This is a genomic window from Corallococcus sp. 4LFB, assembly GCF_046520365.1.
Taxonomy (GTDB): Bacteria; Myxococcota; Myxococcia; order Myxococcales; family Myxococcaceae; genus Corallococcus; species Corallococcus caeni.
In genome coordinates this window covers 1-15,565 of record NZ_JBKGHJ010000174.1, presented here as the reverse complement: position 1 = coordinate 15,565, position 15,565 = coordinate 1, and the positions used below count along the sequence as shown (strand labels likewise).

The window sequence follows — 15,565 nt, the reverse complement described above, 5'->3', positions numbered from 1 at the left end:
CGCCCGGCAGCCACACGCGCCGCACCTCGGCCGCGATGTTCTCCGGCGTCATGTCCCCCTGGAGCAGCTCCGGCACCACGCGCCGGCCGGCCAGCAGGTTGATGAGCGACACGAAGGCCACCTTCAGCATCAGCCGGCCCACCAGGTACGTCACCAGCGACACGCGGTACACGACGACGAGCGGCCGCTCCATCAGCCCCGCCTCCAGCACCGCCGTGCCGGAGGCCACCACCGCCGCGTCGCTCGCGCCCACCACCTCCGGGGCCCTTCCGTCCACCAGCACCGGCGTCACGCCGCTGCCCTCGAAGCGGGAGAGGATCTCCTCCTTCGCGACGGTGGGCGCCACCGGCACCACGACCTGGAGCCCCGGCCGCTCGGAGGCCAGCTGCTTCGCGGCCCCCACGAGCGCGGGCAGGATGCGGCGGATTTCACTCATCCGGCTGCCCGGCAGCAGCGCGAGCGTGGGGGCGTCCTGCGACAGGCCCAGGCGCTGACGGAACTCGCGGGCGCTGGCGGACCTGGGCATCTGCTCCAGCACGGGGCTGCCCACGTAGCGTGCGGGCACCCCGGCCTCCCGGTAGAAGTCCTCCTCGAAGGGCAGGATGCAGAGCATCCGGTCCACCAGCCGCTGGATGGTGCGCACGCGGCCCCGGCGCCAGGCCCAGATCATCGGGGACACGTAGTAGGCCACGGGGATGCCCAGGGCCTTGAGCTTCTTGGCCAGCCGCAGGTTGAAGTCCGGGATGTCCACCAGGATGGCGCAGTCGGGGCGGCGCTCCTCGGCGGCCCGGGCCAGGTCCTTCATGATCCGCAGGATGCGCGGGATGCGGGGGAGCACCTCCGTGATGCCCATGACGGACACCTCGCGGGCGTCGTGGATGAGCTCCACCCCCCGGGCGGCCAGCCGGGCGCCTCCCATGCCGAAGAAGGTGAGGTCGGGCCGGAGGGCCTGGAGGGCGGCGACGAGCTCCGCGGCGTGGGTGTCACCGGAGGCCTCGCCGGCCACGACGAGGATGCGGGGAGAAGGTGTCATGGGGGGCAGGACCCTCATCGTAGCTGATGCGCGGAGGGAGGGAGGCTGTAGACTGCGGCCCCCTTGAAGACGCTTTTGCTCGCTGAGAGCCACCCCCCGACCCTCGAGCACCTGACGGGCCTGCTCTCGCAGGCCGGGTACACCGTTCGGGCGGTGAATGACGCCGTGATGGCGTTGGAGCACTTCTCGGCGGACAACCCGGACGTGGTGGTGCTGGGCGTGGACCTGCCGCGCGTGGAGGGGCAGCACGTCGTGCACCTCATCCGCGGGCACAGCCAGGGCGGGCGGGTGCCCATCGTGGCCATCGACAAGGGGCACCTGGGCCGCGCCAAGGGCGTGGGCTCGGTGCTGGACCTCAAGGTCAACGCGTACATCCCGGATCCGCTCAAGCCCGGTGAGCTGGTGCCCCGCCTGGAGGCGCTGGTGAAGGCCGCGCAGGCCGTCACGCCCACGGGCCTGTCCGCCACGCTGTCGCGGCCCGCGGTGGCGGCGGGGGACCTGAAGGCCTTCCCGCTGCCGGCGCTCCTGCACTCGCTCTACCGGCTGCGCCGGGACGGCGTGCTGGTGGTGGCCCTCAAGGGCCTGTCGCGCCGCGTGTACTTCCTGCGCGGCGGGCCGGTGAACTTCGACTCCTCCGCGAAGGAGGACGCGCTGCCGCGCTTCCTGCGCGAGCGGCAGGTCCTCACGGAGGCGCAGGAGCAGCCGGTGGTGGACGCGCTCGCCTCCGGGCTGCGCATCGGCGCGGCGCTGGCGGACGCGGGCGTGGAGGCGGTGGGCGAGGACCTCCTGTCGCTCTTGCGCGACTTCACGAGGGACCGGCTCGGGCGCGTGCTGGCCATGCGCGAGGGCCGCTACGCGTTCTACGCGGGCGACGAGTTCTCCTCCGAAGTGGCCTCCGTGGATCAGCCCGCCCTGGCGCCGCTGCTGGAGGCCGCGCGCCGGCGGATGCCCCTGCGGGGGGTGGCGGCGGGCCTCAAGGCGCACCTGAACGAGTACCCGGTGCGCTCGGCGGACTTCGGCCGCGACCTCCAGGCGATGGCGCTGGACACGGAGGACCTGAAGCTGGCGATGCAGGTGAACGGCCGCATCGTGCTCAAGGACCTCCTGGCCCACGGGCGCGCGGAGCTGCGCGCGGCGTACACGCTGCTGTGGTTCCTCAAGCTGACGGGCGGGGTGACGTTCTCCGCGACGCCGGTGGCGACGGGGACGGACGTGCTGAGCGCGGCGGCGGCGCCGGACGTCATCGCGCCGCGCAAGCGCAAGAGCCTGCCTCCGGAGACGGCGGCGTCGGTGCGCGAGGAAGCGGTGCGCATCATCACGCGCAGCTACTTCGGCGGGCTGGGGCTGGACCTCGCGGCGGACAAGGAGGCGGTGGAGCGCGCGTACCACGAGACGGCGATGCGCTTTCACCCGGACACCTACGCGGAGTTCGACATCTCCGACCTGCGAGACCTCCTGGAGCAGGTGCAGGAGAAGCTGTCCGCGGCGTACCGCGTGCTGAGCGTGGACGAGAAGCGCCGCGCCTACCTCCAGTACTTCCTCAGCCGGCAGGAGGTGGTGGGCCGGGCGACCGCCATCAACGTGGACGCGGAGCTCGCGCTGCGCCGGGGCGAGTCCGCGATGAAGCGGGGCGACTACAAGGCGGCCATCCAGGGCTTCGAGGAGGCGGTGTCGCTCAACGGCGGCGAGCCCGAGTACTACTCGTACCTCGCCTGGGCGAAGTACCGGGGCTCGCCCGGGCCGCTGATGCAGCGGGCGCTCGCGGCGCGCAAGGTGCTCAAGCAGGCGCTGACGTTGGATCCGTACCTGGAGCGGGCGCAGATCATCGCGGCCATCATCGAGATTGACCTGGACGACGTGCCGCTCGCGCGAAAGAAGCTGATGAAGGTGCTGGAGCTGAACCCGTATTCGGTGCTCGCGAGGGCGGCGTTGCAGAAGGTGGTGAAGTAGCCATGCATCACGCGCTCTGGCGGCTCTTGCGCTACGCGAAGCCGCACGCGGGAATCCTCGTCCTGGCCTTCGCGTGCATGGCGGTGTTGGGGCTCGCCACGGGTGCGTACGCGTACCTCCTGGGTCCGGCGCTGCGCTTCCTGTTGTCGGGAGGCGAGGAGGGCTTCGCGAGCGCGCACCGGGTGCCGTGGCTCGCGGACCTGCCGCGCGAGGCGGCGCTCTGGGGCTTCCCGGTGCTGGTGCTGGGCGTGGGCGCGGTGAAGGGTGTGGGGTACCTGGGCCAGTTCTACTTCATGGGGCTGTTCGCGCAGCGCGTGGTGAAGGACCTGCGGCGCGACCTGTTCCTGCGGCTGACGGCGCTGTCGCCGTCGCAGCTGTCGAAGGAGCGCACGGGCGACCTGCTCAGCCGCTTCTCCTCGGACGTGATGGCCGTGGAGCTGGCCGCCATGTACACGGTGGGCTCGTACCTGCGAGACACCATCCAGGTGCTGGTCCTCGCGGGCGTGGCGCTGGCGATGAGTCCGATGCTGGGCGGCTTGATGCTGGCGGTCATTCCGCTGGCGGCGCTGCCGGCATCGAAGCTCACGCGCAAGGTGCTGAAGGGAACGCGGGAAGGGCAGGCCCACCTGGGGCAGCTCGCGGGCCAGCTGCACGAAGGGCTGGGAGGGCTGCGCACCATCCAGGCCTTCAACGGGCAGCAGGCGGAGCTGGCGCGCTTCGAGTCCTACGCGAAGGCGCACGAGGAGGCGGTGGTGGGCGCGGCCTGGGCGCGCGGAGGCGTGCCGGGGCTGATGGAGGTGCTCGCGGCGGCGGCGCTCGCGGGGGCGCTGGGGTACGCGGCGGCGACGAAAGCCATGGAGCCAGAGGCGCTCCTGTCGCTGCTCACGGCGGTCATCCTCGTGTACCAGCCGGTGAAGGACCTGGGCCGGGTGACGCAGTTCGCGGTGCAGGCGGGCGCGGCGGGTGAGCGCCTCTTCGCGTTGCTCGACCTGAAGCACCCGGTGGAGGACGCGTCCCATGCGGTGCCCGCGCCCGCGCTGCGCGGGTCGCTGCGCATGGAGGACGTGCGCTTTTTCTACGGCGAGCGCCGCGCATTGGACGGCCTGACCCTGGACCTGAAGGTGGGGCAGGTGACGGCGCTGGTGGGAGGCAGTGGCGGCGGCAAGAGCACGGTGACGTCGCTGCTGCTGCGCTTCGAGCGTCCGCAGCAGGGACGCATCCTCCTGGATGGAGTGGACGCGGACACGTACACGGCGGCGAGCGTCCGCAGCCAGTTCGCGCTGGTGACGCAGGAGCCGCTGCTCTTCCACGGGACCGTGCTGGAGAACCTTCGGCACGCCAGGCCCGAAGCGACGCGCGAGGAAGTGGAGGCCGCGGCGAAGGTGGCGAACGCGGACGCCTTCATCCAGGGCCTGCCGCAGGGCTACGACACGCGGATTGGCGAGCGGGGCATCATCCTGAGTGGAGGCCAGCGTCAGCGCCTGTGCATCGCGAGGGCCGTGTTGTCGAAGGCGCCCGTGCTGGTGCTGGACGAAGCGACGAGCAGCCTGGATCCGGAGAACGAGCGCGAAGTGCAGGCCGCGCTGGCGAAGGTGCTCCCCGGCCGGACGGCGCTGGTCATCGCCCACCGGCTGTCGACGGTGACGAGCGCGGACGTCATCCACGTGGTGGAGGCAGGCCGCATCGTGGAGAGCGGAAGCCACGCGGAGCTGCTCCTGAAGGACGGCCGCTACGCCGCCATGTGGCGCCTGCAGACGTCGGGGCCCATCGAGCGGGGAGCGGCGTGAGCAAGGCCGGCACGGCCAGGAAGCCGCTCTCCCTGGCGATCCGCGCCGTGTTCGGTGTGTTGTTCCTTCTCATGGGGGTCGCGGGCTTCTTCGCCTTCGCGGCCGGCTTCGCGGACTACCCCGTGGTCGCGCCCGCGCCGAACGCGAAGCCGTGGATCCGCGGCGCGTACCACGTACACACCACGCGCTCGGACGGGAAGGGGACGCCCGCGGAGGTCGCCAGGGCGGCGAAGGCAGCCGGCCTGGACTTCGTGGTGCTCACGGACCACAACGACTTCAAGCCACCCGCCGCGACCTGGGTGGACGGCGTGTTGCTCATCCCCGGAGTGGAGATCTCCACCAGCGCGGGTCATCTGGCTGCGTTCGGGATGCAGCGCCCCATCGAAGGGGTGAAGCCCTGGGGTCCACCGGAGCAGGCCGTGGCCGCGGTCGAAGCCGCTGGGGGCACGGCGGTCCTCGCGCATCCGGTCCAGACGAAGAACCCCTGGAAGGACGAAGCGACGGCGCACCAGGTCCCGGGCTTCGAGCTGTACTCAGCGGACACCTTCTTCCGGCAGGCACTGCGAAGCCCCGTGAGCCGGCTCCTGCCCGCGCTGGGGGCTTCCCTGGTGAACCCGGTGCACGGCGTGATGCTGCTCGCGGTCCCGGAACCACGCCCGACGGAGCGCTTCCTGGAGCTGGCGCGAGAGCGAAAGCGAATCGCCCTGTGTGGCAACGACGCGCACGGCCTGCCCGCGTACGAGGACATCTTCAACGCGCTCGGTATGGAGCTCCCGCCGGACGTGTTGCCGGCTCCCCTGTCCCAGGATGCGCGCGAAGCCGAAGCCCAGGTCACGCAGGCCCTGGCGAGCGGCCAGGCCCTCTGTGTCTTCCCAGCGCTCGGAGCTCCTGAAGGCTTCGCCCTGGAAGGCTTCGACGCGAACACGCGGGAAGCTCCCGTGGGCACGGTGCTGACGGTCCGCCTCCCGGAACACACCCCGGGGACCGTCGAGGTCCGGGTGTGGGGCGACGGACGCCTGCAACCCGACGGACAGCACGTTGAGCTGACGGGGCCCGGAGTCGTCCAGGTAGAGGTCTGGGCCCACGCGCCGGGGCGTTTCTTCGGCCACGAGTGGCGGCCCTGGCTGGTCCCCAGCCCGGTGCGAGTGGTGCCGAGACCGCCGGGCATCTGATAGAGCGCGGGACGTCGCCCATGCGCCTGCTCTACGTCGTCGCCACCTACGTCCTCTTCGCGCTGCTGTTCCCGGTGCTCTGCGTGCACCGGAAGACGCGCCACGGGCTGAAGCAGCGGCTGGGCTTCTACGGACCGGGAGACCTCCCGAAGGGAGAAGGCCCGCTGCTGTGGTTGCACGGAGCCAGCGCCGGAGACCTGCTGGCGCTCGCGCCCATGTTCGGCCCCCTGCGCCAGCGCTTCCCCGGCTGCCGCATCGTGCTTTCGACGATGACGGACAGCGGCCACGCGATGGCAAGGGACCGTCTGGCGAAGCAGATCGACGGAGTCGTCTACGCGCCCTACGACCTCTGGGGCGCGACGCGAAGGGCGGTGCGGGCCCTCCAGCCGGACCTCCTGGTCCTCGAGTACACGGAGGTCTGGCCCAACCTCATCCGCGCCGCGAAGCAGTCCGGAGCGAGCGTGGTGATGACCAACGGGCGCTTCTCCCCGGCGAACGAGGGGAAGTACCGGACGCTCTTCGGCCTCATCGAAAACCCGCTGAAGGACATGGACCTGCTGCTGATGCGGCAGGACGAGGAATCCGAAAGGGCGCGAGCCCTCGGAGCTCCCACCGAGCGCGTCCTCACCACCGGAAACACCAAGTTCGACGCCCTGGCCGCGGGGCCCGCTCCCGAGGACGAAGCCCTGCGAACCGCGCTCGGCCTGTCCCCAACGGATCCGGTCTGGCTCGCGGGAAGCACGCACGAGGGCGAGGAAGAAATCCTGTTGCAGGTGTATCAGCGTCTACGGGATCGCTGGCCCAAGCTGAGCCTGGTCATCGCGCCGCGCTATCTGAACCGGGCTGAACGGATCCAGACTCTGGCGAAGGAGCGGAACCTGACCGTGGGTCTGCGCTCGCAGGGCAATCCGGAGCGCGCGCCGGTGGTGGTGATGGACTCGATGGGCGAGCTGTCACGGGCCTATCGTCTGGCGACGGTGGTGTTCGTGGGAGGCTCGTTCACGAAGCGGGGCGGCCAGAACATCCTGGAGCCGCGGGGCAGGGCAGGCCGGTGTTGTTCGGCCCGCACATGGACAACTTCCGCGACAGCGTCGCGGTGCTGCAAGGCAACGGAGGCATCCAGGTGGCGGATGGAGAAGCCCTGTACGCCGCGCTGGAGGAACTCCTCGCGAACCCCGAGCACCGGCAGCGCCTGGGCGCCCAGGCGGAAGCCACGGTGCGCCGCATCTCCGGAGCCAGTGAGCGCAACGCGGAGGCCATGGCCGCCCTGCCGCGCCGGCGGACAAGGACCGCACTCCCATGACGCTCATCGTCCATCCGCACTTCCACAAGCGCTACACGGGGGTGACGCGGCACGTGGAGTCCGTGGTGCCCGCGCTGGCCCGGGGCGACGAGACGCGGGTCATCGGCTCCGGACTGACGGAAGCCCTGCCGCGCATCACCTGGGGAGAGCTGATCCGCCGCTCCCACCGGGAGCCCATCGTCTGGCACGCGCACCGGAACAACGAGCTGCTGGCGGGGATGTTCCTGAAGTCCCTGGGAGGGAAGGTCCAACTCGTCTTCACGCGGCACACGTCGGTGGCCCCCACGCGCTTCACCCGCTGGCTCGCCAGGGGCGCGGACGCGCTGGTGTCGCTCACGCAGCAGATCTCGGACGTCATCGCGCTCCCGTCCACGGTGATCTCGCACGGCATCGACCTCACGCGCTTCCGTCCGCCCGAGGACCGTGACGCGGCCTGGGCCCGGCTGAAGCAGGGCGGCCGGTACGGCATCGGCGTCATCGGGCGCATCCGCAAGGAGAAGGGGCATGGCGACTTCATCGAAGCGCTGAGGCCCTTGTTGCCACAAAGGCCGGACTGGCAGGCGGTGCTGGTGGGGCTCGCGAAGGGGCCGGACCTGGCGTGGGTGAACGGCCTGCGTGAGGGCATCGAGGACCGCGTGCTGCTCGCGGGAGAGCAGTCCACCATCGAGCCCTGGTACCAGGGCCTGAGCATCCTGGTGCATCCCTCCTACGCGGAGGGCTACTCGCTGGTGCACGTGGAGGCCATGGCGTCCGGCTGCTGCGTGGTGGCCTCGAAGCTGCCGTACCTGGACACCCTCATCGAGCACGGCCGCACGGGCTTCTTCTTCGAACCCGGCGACGTGAAGGGCCTGCGCGACCTGTTGGACGAACTGACCCGTGAACCGGAGCGGGCCCGTCAGGTCGGCCGCAACGCCGAGGAAGAAGCGCGTCGCCGCTGCGGCGTCGAGCACGAAGCCCGAGCGCTCAGTGACCTCTACCATTCGCTGGTGAAGCGCTGATGCGCATCCTGCACCTGCTCGCGAGCCCCTTCTGGAGCGGCCCGGCGGAGAACGTCGCGCTGCTGGCCCAGGCACAGCGCGCCATGGGCCACGAGGTCACGGTAGCAGTGGACCGCAAGCGCCGTGACATCGCCGCCGAGGAGCCCGCCGTCCCCCGCTTCCAGCAACTGGGCCTCCTGGACGAAGGGGGCCTGACGTTGTCCGTGAAGTCCCCGCCATGGGAACTCTGGAGTGACCTGCGAGCCCTCCGCCGCAGGACGGTGGACGTGGTCCACGCGCACTTCACCCATGATCATCTCGTGGCCCGCTGGGGAACGCCGAAGGGAGCGGTGCGGATCCGCTCCATTCACGCGCCACGCTCGCTGCGCTCCTCCCTTCCCGAAGCCGCCGCCTACACGGTGCCCGCGGGCCACCTGGTGTCGAAGCTCGAAGGCAGGCATCGCCCCGTCCAGGTCCTGCCCGCGCTGGTGGATCCGATGTTCGAGCCCCCAGCGGACCGGAAGGCCCTGCGCCAGACCCTGGGCCTCGAGGACACGCACCTCGTGGGGATGATCTCCACGTTCCAGCAGAGCCGCCGTCACGCGCTCGGCGTCGAAGCCTTCGCCGCGTTGCACCGGCAACGCCCCGAAGCCCGTCTCGTACTGGTAGGCGATGGAGCCCTGCTCGAAGCAACCCGGACGCAGGTGAAGGAGCGGGGCCTCACGGAGCAGGTGACGTTCGCGGGCTACCAGCAGGGCGCGGACTTCGCGAAGTGGCTGCAGGCTTTGGACGAGGTCTGGATCCTCGGCCTGGGAAACGACTGGAGCGCGAGGGCCGCGGCCCAGGCCAGGGCCTGTGGTGTCCGGGTGGTCGCGGTGAACGAAGGCGCGCTCCCGGAGCTGGCGGACGCGCGGGTGGAAGCGCCCACGGTGGAGGCCGTCGTCACCGCCGCCCTGTCCGGAGCCACGGCCGGGACCCGGCACCCGACGAACGAGCACATCGCCAGGGACATCCTGGCCCTCTATCAGCAGGCCACGGAGCCCCGGCGATGAGCGGCTCGCCCACGGCCCTGGAGCGGATCTTCTATCCGCCGACACCGGAGCCCTGGACCCGTCGCGCCCTCCTGTCGCCGCTCGCGCTGTTGTCCTGGACCTACAGCGGAGCGGTCCGCCTCCGGGGCGCCCTCTACGACTCGGGCCTGCTGCGAGCCGAGCACGTCGAAGGCCTGCGGGTCCTCTCCATCGGAAACCTCAACGTCGGAGGCACGGGCAAGACGCCAGCGGTCCTCCATCTCGCGGAGTTGCTGATCCGCGAAGGGCGCAAGGTCGGCATCCTCACGAGAGGCTACGGGCGCGAATCCCAGGAGCCGCTGACCTTCACGGGCAAGGAGCCGCTGCCCGCCGTGACGGACGCCGGAGACGAACCCCTGCTGCTCGCCCGCAGGTGTCCAGGAGCCAGGCTCTTCGTCGGAGCGAATCGAGTCGAGGCGGCACTCCGGGCCAGGGACGACTTCGGCCTGGACACGGTCCTGCTGGACGACGGCTTCCAGCACCGCCGCCTGCACCGCGACGAAGACCTGGTGGTCGTGGACGAAGCCGTGGGCCTGGGCAACGGCCAACTGCTCCCAAGAGGCCCATTGCGAGAGCCCCCATCGGCCCTGCGCCGCGCCACGCTCCTCTGGCTGAGAGCCGCCCCGGGGGACGCCGCCCCCAATCCCTGGCTCGAAGCCGTGACCGCGCCCAGGGTCCGGACGCGCTACGGGCCCACGGGCTGGTGGGACCCTTCCGGCACCGAGCACGCGACGAACGCGCTCGAAGGAAAGCCGGTCCTGGCCCTGGCGGGGCTGGCCCGGCCCGGAGGCTTCCTGAAGACTGTCACCATGCTTGGCGCGGAGGTCCGGGACGCGGCCCTCTTCCCGGATCACCATCGCTTCTCCGCGGAGGAGCTGCGCCAGGTCGAAGCCCGGGCCCGCCAGCAGGGCGCGCGCATCGTGACGACGGAGAAGGACGCGGTGCGGCTGCCGGCCGGCTTCGAGGCCTGGGTGGTGCGCCTGGGAGTGGAGGTCCTGGAGGGCGAAGCGCATCTGAGGCGGGCGCTCGGGCTTCCGGGTGAGACGCGCGACTTGTGAGGTCCGGAACGCTGTGGGACAAAGCGCGCCCATGCCTGCGGTCCCGTCTTCACGTCCGGCAGCACCGTCCTCGCGCCTGCCACTCGCCTTCGCGCGCCGTCGGGTGTTGCTGGTGGGGGACCTGGTCGCCGACCACTACCTCTACGGACAGACGGACCGGGTGAGCCGCGAGGCCCCGGTGCTCATCGTCCGGTACGAGTCGTCGGAGGTGAAGCTCGGCGGCGGAGCGAACGTGGCGGCCAACATCCGCGCGCTGTCGGGGCAGGTGACGGCCGTGGGCGCGCTGGGCGTGGACGCGATGGGCAGCTCGCTGCGCAAGCTCTTCGACGCGGCGGACATCCGGCTGCATGCGGTCAGCAGCCGGAGCCTCGAGACGGAGACGAAGACGCGCATCCTCGCGGGCGGCATCAGCACCACGAGGCAGCAGATGCTCCGCGTGGATCGCGGCCAGCGAGGCCCCCTCCCGCCCCGGATGCGCAAGGCCATCGCCAGGCAAGTGGAGGCGGCGGCGAAGGACGCGGACGCGGTGGTGGTCTCGGACTACGGCGCGGGCGTCGTCAACGACGAGGTCCGGGAGGCCCTGAGAAAGCTCGCCGCGGACGGCCTCCCGGTCTGCGTGGACAGCCGCTACGCGCTCGCGGCCTTCGCGGGCCTCACGGTGTGCAAGCCCAACGAGCCGGAGCTGGAAGCGCTCACGGGCCGTCCGGTGCGCACGAAGGAAGACCTCCTGGAGGCCGGTCACGAAGCGGTCCGCAAGCTGGGCTGTCAGGCGCTGCTGGTGACGCGAGGCCGGCACGGCATGGCCCTCTTCGACGCGAAGGGCGGCGTGGACCTGATCCCCGTGCACGGCGCGAAGTCAGCGGTGGACGTGACGGGAGCCGGCGACACGGTCATCGCGAGCTTCGCGCTCGCACTCGCGGCCGGAGCGTCCTTCGGTGAAGCCGCGAGGCTGGCGAACGTGGCGGGCTCCCTGGTGGTGCAGAAGCCGGGCACGGCGACGGTCTCCCGCGAAGAACTCCTCGAAGCGCTGCGGAGCCGACGATGAACACCCTGGACAAGCTTCGTCCCCTCGCCGCCATCGCGGAGGAGCGGGAGCGCTGGCGCGAGCAGGGCCGCACAGTGGCCCTGGCCAACGGGGTCTTCGACCTGCTGCACGTCGGGCACGTCCGGTACCTGGAGGGCGCGAAGGCGCTGGCGGACGTGCTGGTGGTGGCGGTGAACTCGGACGCCTCCACCCGGGCCTACAAGGGGCCCGGCCGTCCGCACATTCCGGAAGGGGAGCGCGCGGAGCTGGTCGCGGCGCTGGCCTGCACGGACCGCGTCGTCGTCTTCGACGAGCCGAACGTGCGGGCCCTCATCCGGGCCCTGAAGCCCGACGTGCACGTGAAGGGGACGGACTACACGCCGGACTCCATCCCGGAAGGTGACGAGGTCCGGGCCTACGGAGGCAGGACCGCGGTGGCGGGAGACCCGAAGGACCACAGCACCACGGAGCTGGCGCGCCGGCTCGGGCGCGAGGGCGCGAAGTAGCCCATGGTCCTGGACCCGGTGCTGCGGTCCATCCTGGGCTGTCCCCACTGCAAGGGCCCGCTCGAGGAGCACGAAGGACCCCCGCCCGAAGTCCGTTGTCCCAGGTGCCTGCGAGCCTGGCCCGTGGAAGACGGCGTCCCTCGGATGGTGCCCGAACAGGAGCGACCGCTCACCCCGTGAGCGAGGCCCGCTCCGAGACGAACGACCGGACCTCCTCGGCCACGCGCTGCTCCAGCCCCACCCCGGAAGCCCCATCCACGATGGGCGTCAGGTCCACCATCCGGTGGGGCGCCACCGCATGGCCCCAGCGCTCCATGTCGATGCGCAGGAAGAACGCCAGCGTGGGCGCGCCCACGGCGACCGACAGGTGCATGGGCCCGGTGTTGTTGCAGATGGTGAGGCCCGCGCTCCGCATGAGGGCCGCCAGTTCATCGATGCTCGTCGAGGGAGCCAGCTCCGCCCCCGGAGCGCCGCCAATCACGGCCCGAGCGAGGGCCTCCTCTCCCGGGCCCCAGGTCACGACAGGCGAATAGCCCAGCGAGCTCAGCTCCCGGGCTGCGGCCGCGAAGGCCTCGGCCGGGATGCGGCGCTCGCCCAGTCGGCCTCCTGGATTGATGACCGCCCGCCGAGGACCCTGCCCGGAGAACCCCACGAGGTATTCGCGGAACGCCTCGCTCAGCACCGGCTCCCGGAACGAGAGCCCCTGCGCGACAGCCCCCTGGGTCAGGGGCGTCAGCAGGTGTGTCCGCTGAACGGCCTCGTGCCGCGTATCGGAACGGGCAGGCACGGACACCGACTGCAGCAGGGACACCGGCCAGATGCCCGGTCCAATGACGACCGCCTTCGGCCCCGCCATCCGGGCAACGAGCGCGCTCGTCACGGAGGGAGCGCTCCAGTTGGCACAATCCACCACGGTGTCGTAGCCCGCGCGACGGAGCGCGCGGATGCCGGGCGCCAGGGGGCCCAGCCACAGCATGCGCCGGTCGAACGCCAGGACCGCATCCGCGTCAGGGTGGCCCTGGAGGACGCGGGCCACCTTGGCGTGCACCAGCACGTGCACCTCCGGAGGCGGATGGACATGTGCCTTGAGGGTCCGCAGCAGGGGAGTCGTGAGAAGGGCCTCGCCCACGCGGTTGTCGGGCCGGACGAGCAGGACCTTTCGCGGGGAGGGGAGGGGCGTTCCGGGAGCGCGACGACGTCCGGGGCGCCAGAACAGGAGGGAAGCCAGGAGCGTCAGTGCCAGCTTCGCCCACGTTTCAAGCCACTTGTGCCACGCCATCGCGGCGGACCCTACCAGAATTGGAATGGACACAAGACGCTGGCTTGACCTCGGGGCGGAAAGCCCCTAGCACCCGGCCCGATGCTCAAAAGCATGACCGGATTTGGTTCGGGCCGCGCCCGCGTGGGGGACGAAGAGGTCTCCGTGGAAGCACGCTCGCTCAACCACAAGTTCTGTGAAGTGAAGGTCCGGCTGCCGCGCGAGCTGTCCGCGCTCGAGCCCGCACTCGTGAAGCAGGTGAAGGACCGGCTCGCGCGAGGCTCGGTGGAAATCCTCGTGCGCCGGCAGGCCGCCACCGTCTCGGGCAACGTCCCCACGGTGGATGTCGCCCTGGCCCGCGAGTACGCGCGCGCGTACCGGGATGTCGCCGAGGCCCTGGGCCAATCAGTGGAAGTCGCCTGGTCGCAGGTGGCCAACCAGCCGGGCGTCATCCGTCTGGAGGAGAAGGGCGTGGACGTGGAGTCCGCCACCCAGGCCACGCAGACCGCGCTCCAGCAGGCGCTCGGGGCCCTGGAGACGATGCGGACCACCGAGGGTGAGTCCATCCACGCGGACCTGGACGCCCGGATGAAGCTCATCGAGGGCTGGAGCCAGGAGGTCGCCCACCTCGCACCGCGAGCGGTCAGCGACTACCAGCAGCGGCTCACCGAGCGTGTGGCGGAGCTCGCGCGTGGCGTCGCGGTGGACCCGCAGCGGCTGGCGCAAGAAGTGGCCCTGTTCGCCGAGCGCACGGACATCGCGGAAGAGGTGACCCGGCTCGCGACGCACCTCGAGCAGTTCCGGCTCCTGATGGCGAGCCCCGAGCCGGTGGGCCGGCGCATGGATTTCCTCGTGCAGGAGATGCACCGCGAGGTGAACACGACGGGCTCCAAGAGCCAGCACGCGGAGATCTCCGCGCGCGTGGTCTCGATGAAGGCCGAAGTCGAGCGCATCCGCGAACAGGTGCAGAACGTCGAATGAACGAACCCTCTGGACTCCAGCCTGGTGTGCTCCTCGTCCTCTCCGCGCCTTCCGGGGCCGGAAAGACCACCCTCGCGCACCGTCTGCTGAAGGAGATGCCGGACGGCATCTTCTCCACCAGCGTCACCACCCGGCGCCCCCGGGGCAAGGAGCAGGAGGGCGTGGACTACCACTTCGTGGGGGTCGCCGCCTTCCAGGAGAAGATCGAACAGGGCGAGTTCGTGGAGTGGGCCGAGGTGCACGGCCACTTCTACGGCAGCCCGCAGTCCGTGGTGGATGAGGCCCGCAAGCGCCACGGCACCGCCATCTTCGACATCGACGTCCAGGGCGGGCAGGCCATCAAGCGCAAGCACCCCGACGCGGTCCTCATCTTCGTGCTCCCTCCCTCCATGGAGGAACTGGAGCGCCGCCTTCGGGACCGCCAGACGGACTCGGATGAGACCATCCGTCGCCGGATGCTGGCTGCCCGCTCGGAGATCGAGCGGGGGATCGCGTCCTACGACTACATCGTGGTGAACGACGACTTCGAGCGCGCCTACCAGGAACTGCGCTCCGTGGTGGTCGCGGAGAAGTGCCGGCGGGGCAGGGTGGACCTCTCCAAGCTCAGGTTCGGAAGCTGAACTCCACCGGGGAATGGGGGAACCCTGCCCACGGGTTCTCCCCCCACGACGTCGCACCGCGCCGGCGGCCTGCATCAAATTTCTTGCGCCGCCCGATCGCCTGATGGATAAGCCGCACACCTCGCGGCGACACGCAGGCGTCACTCCGGTGACAGCGGGTCGAAGCAGTCACGGTGACGAGAAGTTGACATTCTCCGATCCGATTCTTAGATGGTTGCCGCAGCAGGACAGTGGATCAGCGGGCGTTGAGGGTGTTGGAGCGGGTTGCCGCCTCATGAGAGGCGGAGCTGGTAGCGGTGGCAGCCGGGAAGCAGAAGCTGCAAGTAGGGCGGTTGACACGAGATGCGGCGGTGGTAGAAGCCGCGCCCCTCGCTTCGAAGCCCGCGCACTGGCGCGGAAGGCACTTCGGAGGGAGCGCAGGACCGACAAGGAAATAGGGCAGTCAACGAGCGGGTTGACAGCGAACGCGGCGAAGAGATAGAAGCCGCGCCCCACCGAAGAGTAAGCAGTCCGGCAGGCAACACACGGACGGCGAGCGGTGAGGAAGCTGACAGCAAGCAGGTTGACAGGGAACGCGGCGCTGAAGTAGAAGCCGCTCCCCTTCGAAAAGAAGCGGCGGAAGTCACTGGACGGCGCCGACGAACTTCGAAGCAGCCCGCAGGACGCAAAAGCGAAGTTGACGCTGACTGCGAACTGAAATAGAAGCTGCAACCCCGCCGGTTGAAACGAAACCGGCGAGAAGCACGGTAGCAAAAGTCGCGAAGCAGGACAAGCGGCTCGGTCTTTGAAAACCAAATAGCAAGCCCAAGCAGTAATGGATTGCGGA

The 15,565-nt window shown here is 70.4% G+C and carries 14 protein-coding genes and 1 pseudogene; 12 read left to right on the top strand and 3 right to left on the bottom strand.

Annotation, left to right across the window (positions count from 1 at the left end; genetic code table 11):
- On the bottom strand, positions 1–1,033 hold a 1,033-nt coding region (gene lpxB, locus ACLEQD_RS19825; protein ID WP_410385863.1), incomplete at its 3' end, for a lipid-A-disaccharide synthase.
- A gap of 63 nt (positions 1,034–1,096) precedes the next feature.
- Here lpxB and ACLEQD_RS19820 point away from each other — a divergent pair.
- The 10 genes and pseudogenes from ACLEQD_RS19820 to ACLEQD_RS19775 all read left to right on the top strand — a co-directional run bounded on the left by ACLEQD_RS19820 (position 1,097) and on the right by ACLEQD_RS19775 (position 12,060).
- The gene (locus ACLEQD_RS19820) at positions 1,097–2,983 is read left to right on the top strand and encodes a DUF4388 domain-containing protein (RefSeq protein WP_410385862.1); all 1,887 of its coding nucleotides are present in this window, start codon (positions 1,097–1,099) and stop codon (positions 2,981–2,983) included.
- Positions 2,984–2,985: 2 nt separating this feature from the next.
- Positions 2,986–4,770 (top strand): ABC transporter ATP-binding protein, encoded by a 1,785-nt coding sequence (locus ACLEQD_RS19815; RefSeq protein ID WP_410385861.1) that lies wholly within the window; start codon positions 2,986–2,988, stop codon positions 4,768–4,770.
- Complete coding sequence (locus ACLEQD_RS19810) at positions 4,767–5,942, top strand: PHP domain-containing protein (protein WP_410385860.1); 1,176 nt, start codon at positions 4,767–4,769, stop codon at positions 5,940–5,942. Before ACLEQD_RS19815 ends, ACLEQD_RS19810 begins: the two co-directional genes overlap by 4 nt.
- A gap of 20 nt (positions 5,943–5,962) precedes the next feature.
- A pseudogene (locus tag ACLEQD_RS19805) lies at positions 5,963–7,245 on the top strand (3-deoxy-D-manno-octulosonic acid transferase).
- Positions 7,242–8,243 (top strand): glycosyltransferase family 4 protein, encoded by a 1,002-nt coding sequence (locus tag ACLEQD_RS19800; RefSeq protein WP_410385859.1) that lies wholly within the window; start codon positions 7,242–7,244, stop codon positions 8,241–8,243. Before ACLEQD_RS19805 ends, ACLEQD_RS19800 begins: the two are co-directional and overlap by 4 nt.
- Complete coding sequence (locus tag ACLEQD_RS19795) at positions 8,243–9,274, top strand: glycosyltransferase (protein ID WP_410385858.1); 1,032 nt, start codon at positions 8,243–8,245, stop codon at positions 9,272–9,274. Before ACLEQD_RS19800 ends, ACLEQD_RS19795 begins: the two co-directional genes overlap by 1 nt.
- Positions 9,271–10,350, top strand: coding sequence for a tetraacyldisaccharide 4'-kinase (gene lpxK / locus ACLEQD_RS19790; protein WP_410385857.1), 1,080 nt, complete (start codon positions 9,271–9,273; stop codon positions 10,348–10,350). Before ACLEQD_RS19795 ends, lpxK begins: the two co-directional genes overlap by 4 nt.
- A 31-nt stretch (positions 10,351–10,381) precedes the next feature.
- Positions 10,382–11,395, top strand: a complete 1,014-nt coding sequence (locus tag ACLEQD_RS19785; protein ID WP_410385856.1) for a bifunctional heptose 7-phosphate kinase/heptose 1-phosphate adenyltransferase — start codon at positions 10,382–10,384, stop codon at positions 11,393–11,395.
- Positions 11,392–11,880, top strand: a complete 489-nt coding sequence (locus ACLEQD_RS19780) for an adenylyltransferase/cytidyltransferase family protein (protein ID WP_410385855.1) — start codon at positions 11,392–11,394, stop codon at positions 11,878–11,880. The genes ACLEQD_RS19785 and ACLEQD_RS19780 overlap by 4 nt, the downstream gene beginning before the upstream one ends.
- Positions 11,881–11,883: 3 nt before the next feature.
- Positions 11,884–12,060, top strand: coding sequence for a Trm112 family protein (locus ACLEQD_RS19775; protein ID WP_410385854.1), 177 nt, complete (start codon positions 11,884–11,886; stop codon positions 12,058–12,060).
- Here ACLEQD_RS19775 and ACLEQD_RS19770 read toward each other — a convergent pair.
- A complete protein-coding gene (locus ACLEQD_RS19770; RefSeq protein WP_410385853.1) occupies positions 12,050–13,159 on the bottom strand; it encodes a glycosyltransferase family 9 protein in 1,110 nt (369 codons plus the stop codon). The two genes, ACLEQD_RS19775 and ACLEQD_RS19770, sit on opposite strands and share 11 nt — an antisense overlap.
- Positions 13,160–13,240: 81 nt before the next feature.
- On the opposite strand from ACLEQD_RS19770, the gene ACLEQD_RS19765 reads away from it, so the two are divergent.
- Complete coding sequence (locus ACLEQD_RS19765; protein ID WP_410385852.1) at positions 13,241–14,119, top strand: YicC/YloC family endoribonuclease; 879 nt, start codon at positions 13,241–13,243, stop codon at positions 14,117–14,119.
- A complete protein-coding gene (gene gmk, locus ACLEQD_RS19760) occupies positions 14,116–14,739 on the top strand; it encodes a guanylate kinase (protein WP_410385851.1) in 624 nt (207 codons plus the stop codon). The genes ACLEQD_RS19765 and gmk overlap by 4 nt, the downstream gene beginning before the upstream one ends.
- Positions 14,740–15,361: 622 nt before the next feature.
- Here gmk and ACLEQD_RS19755 read toward each other — a convergent pair.
- A partial coding sequence (locus tag ACLEQD_RS19755) for a hypothetical protein (protein WP_410385850.1) occupies positions 15,362–15,565 on the bottom strand: 204 nt, incomplete at its 5' end.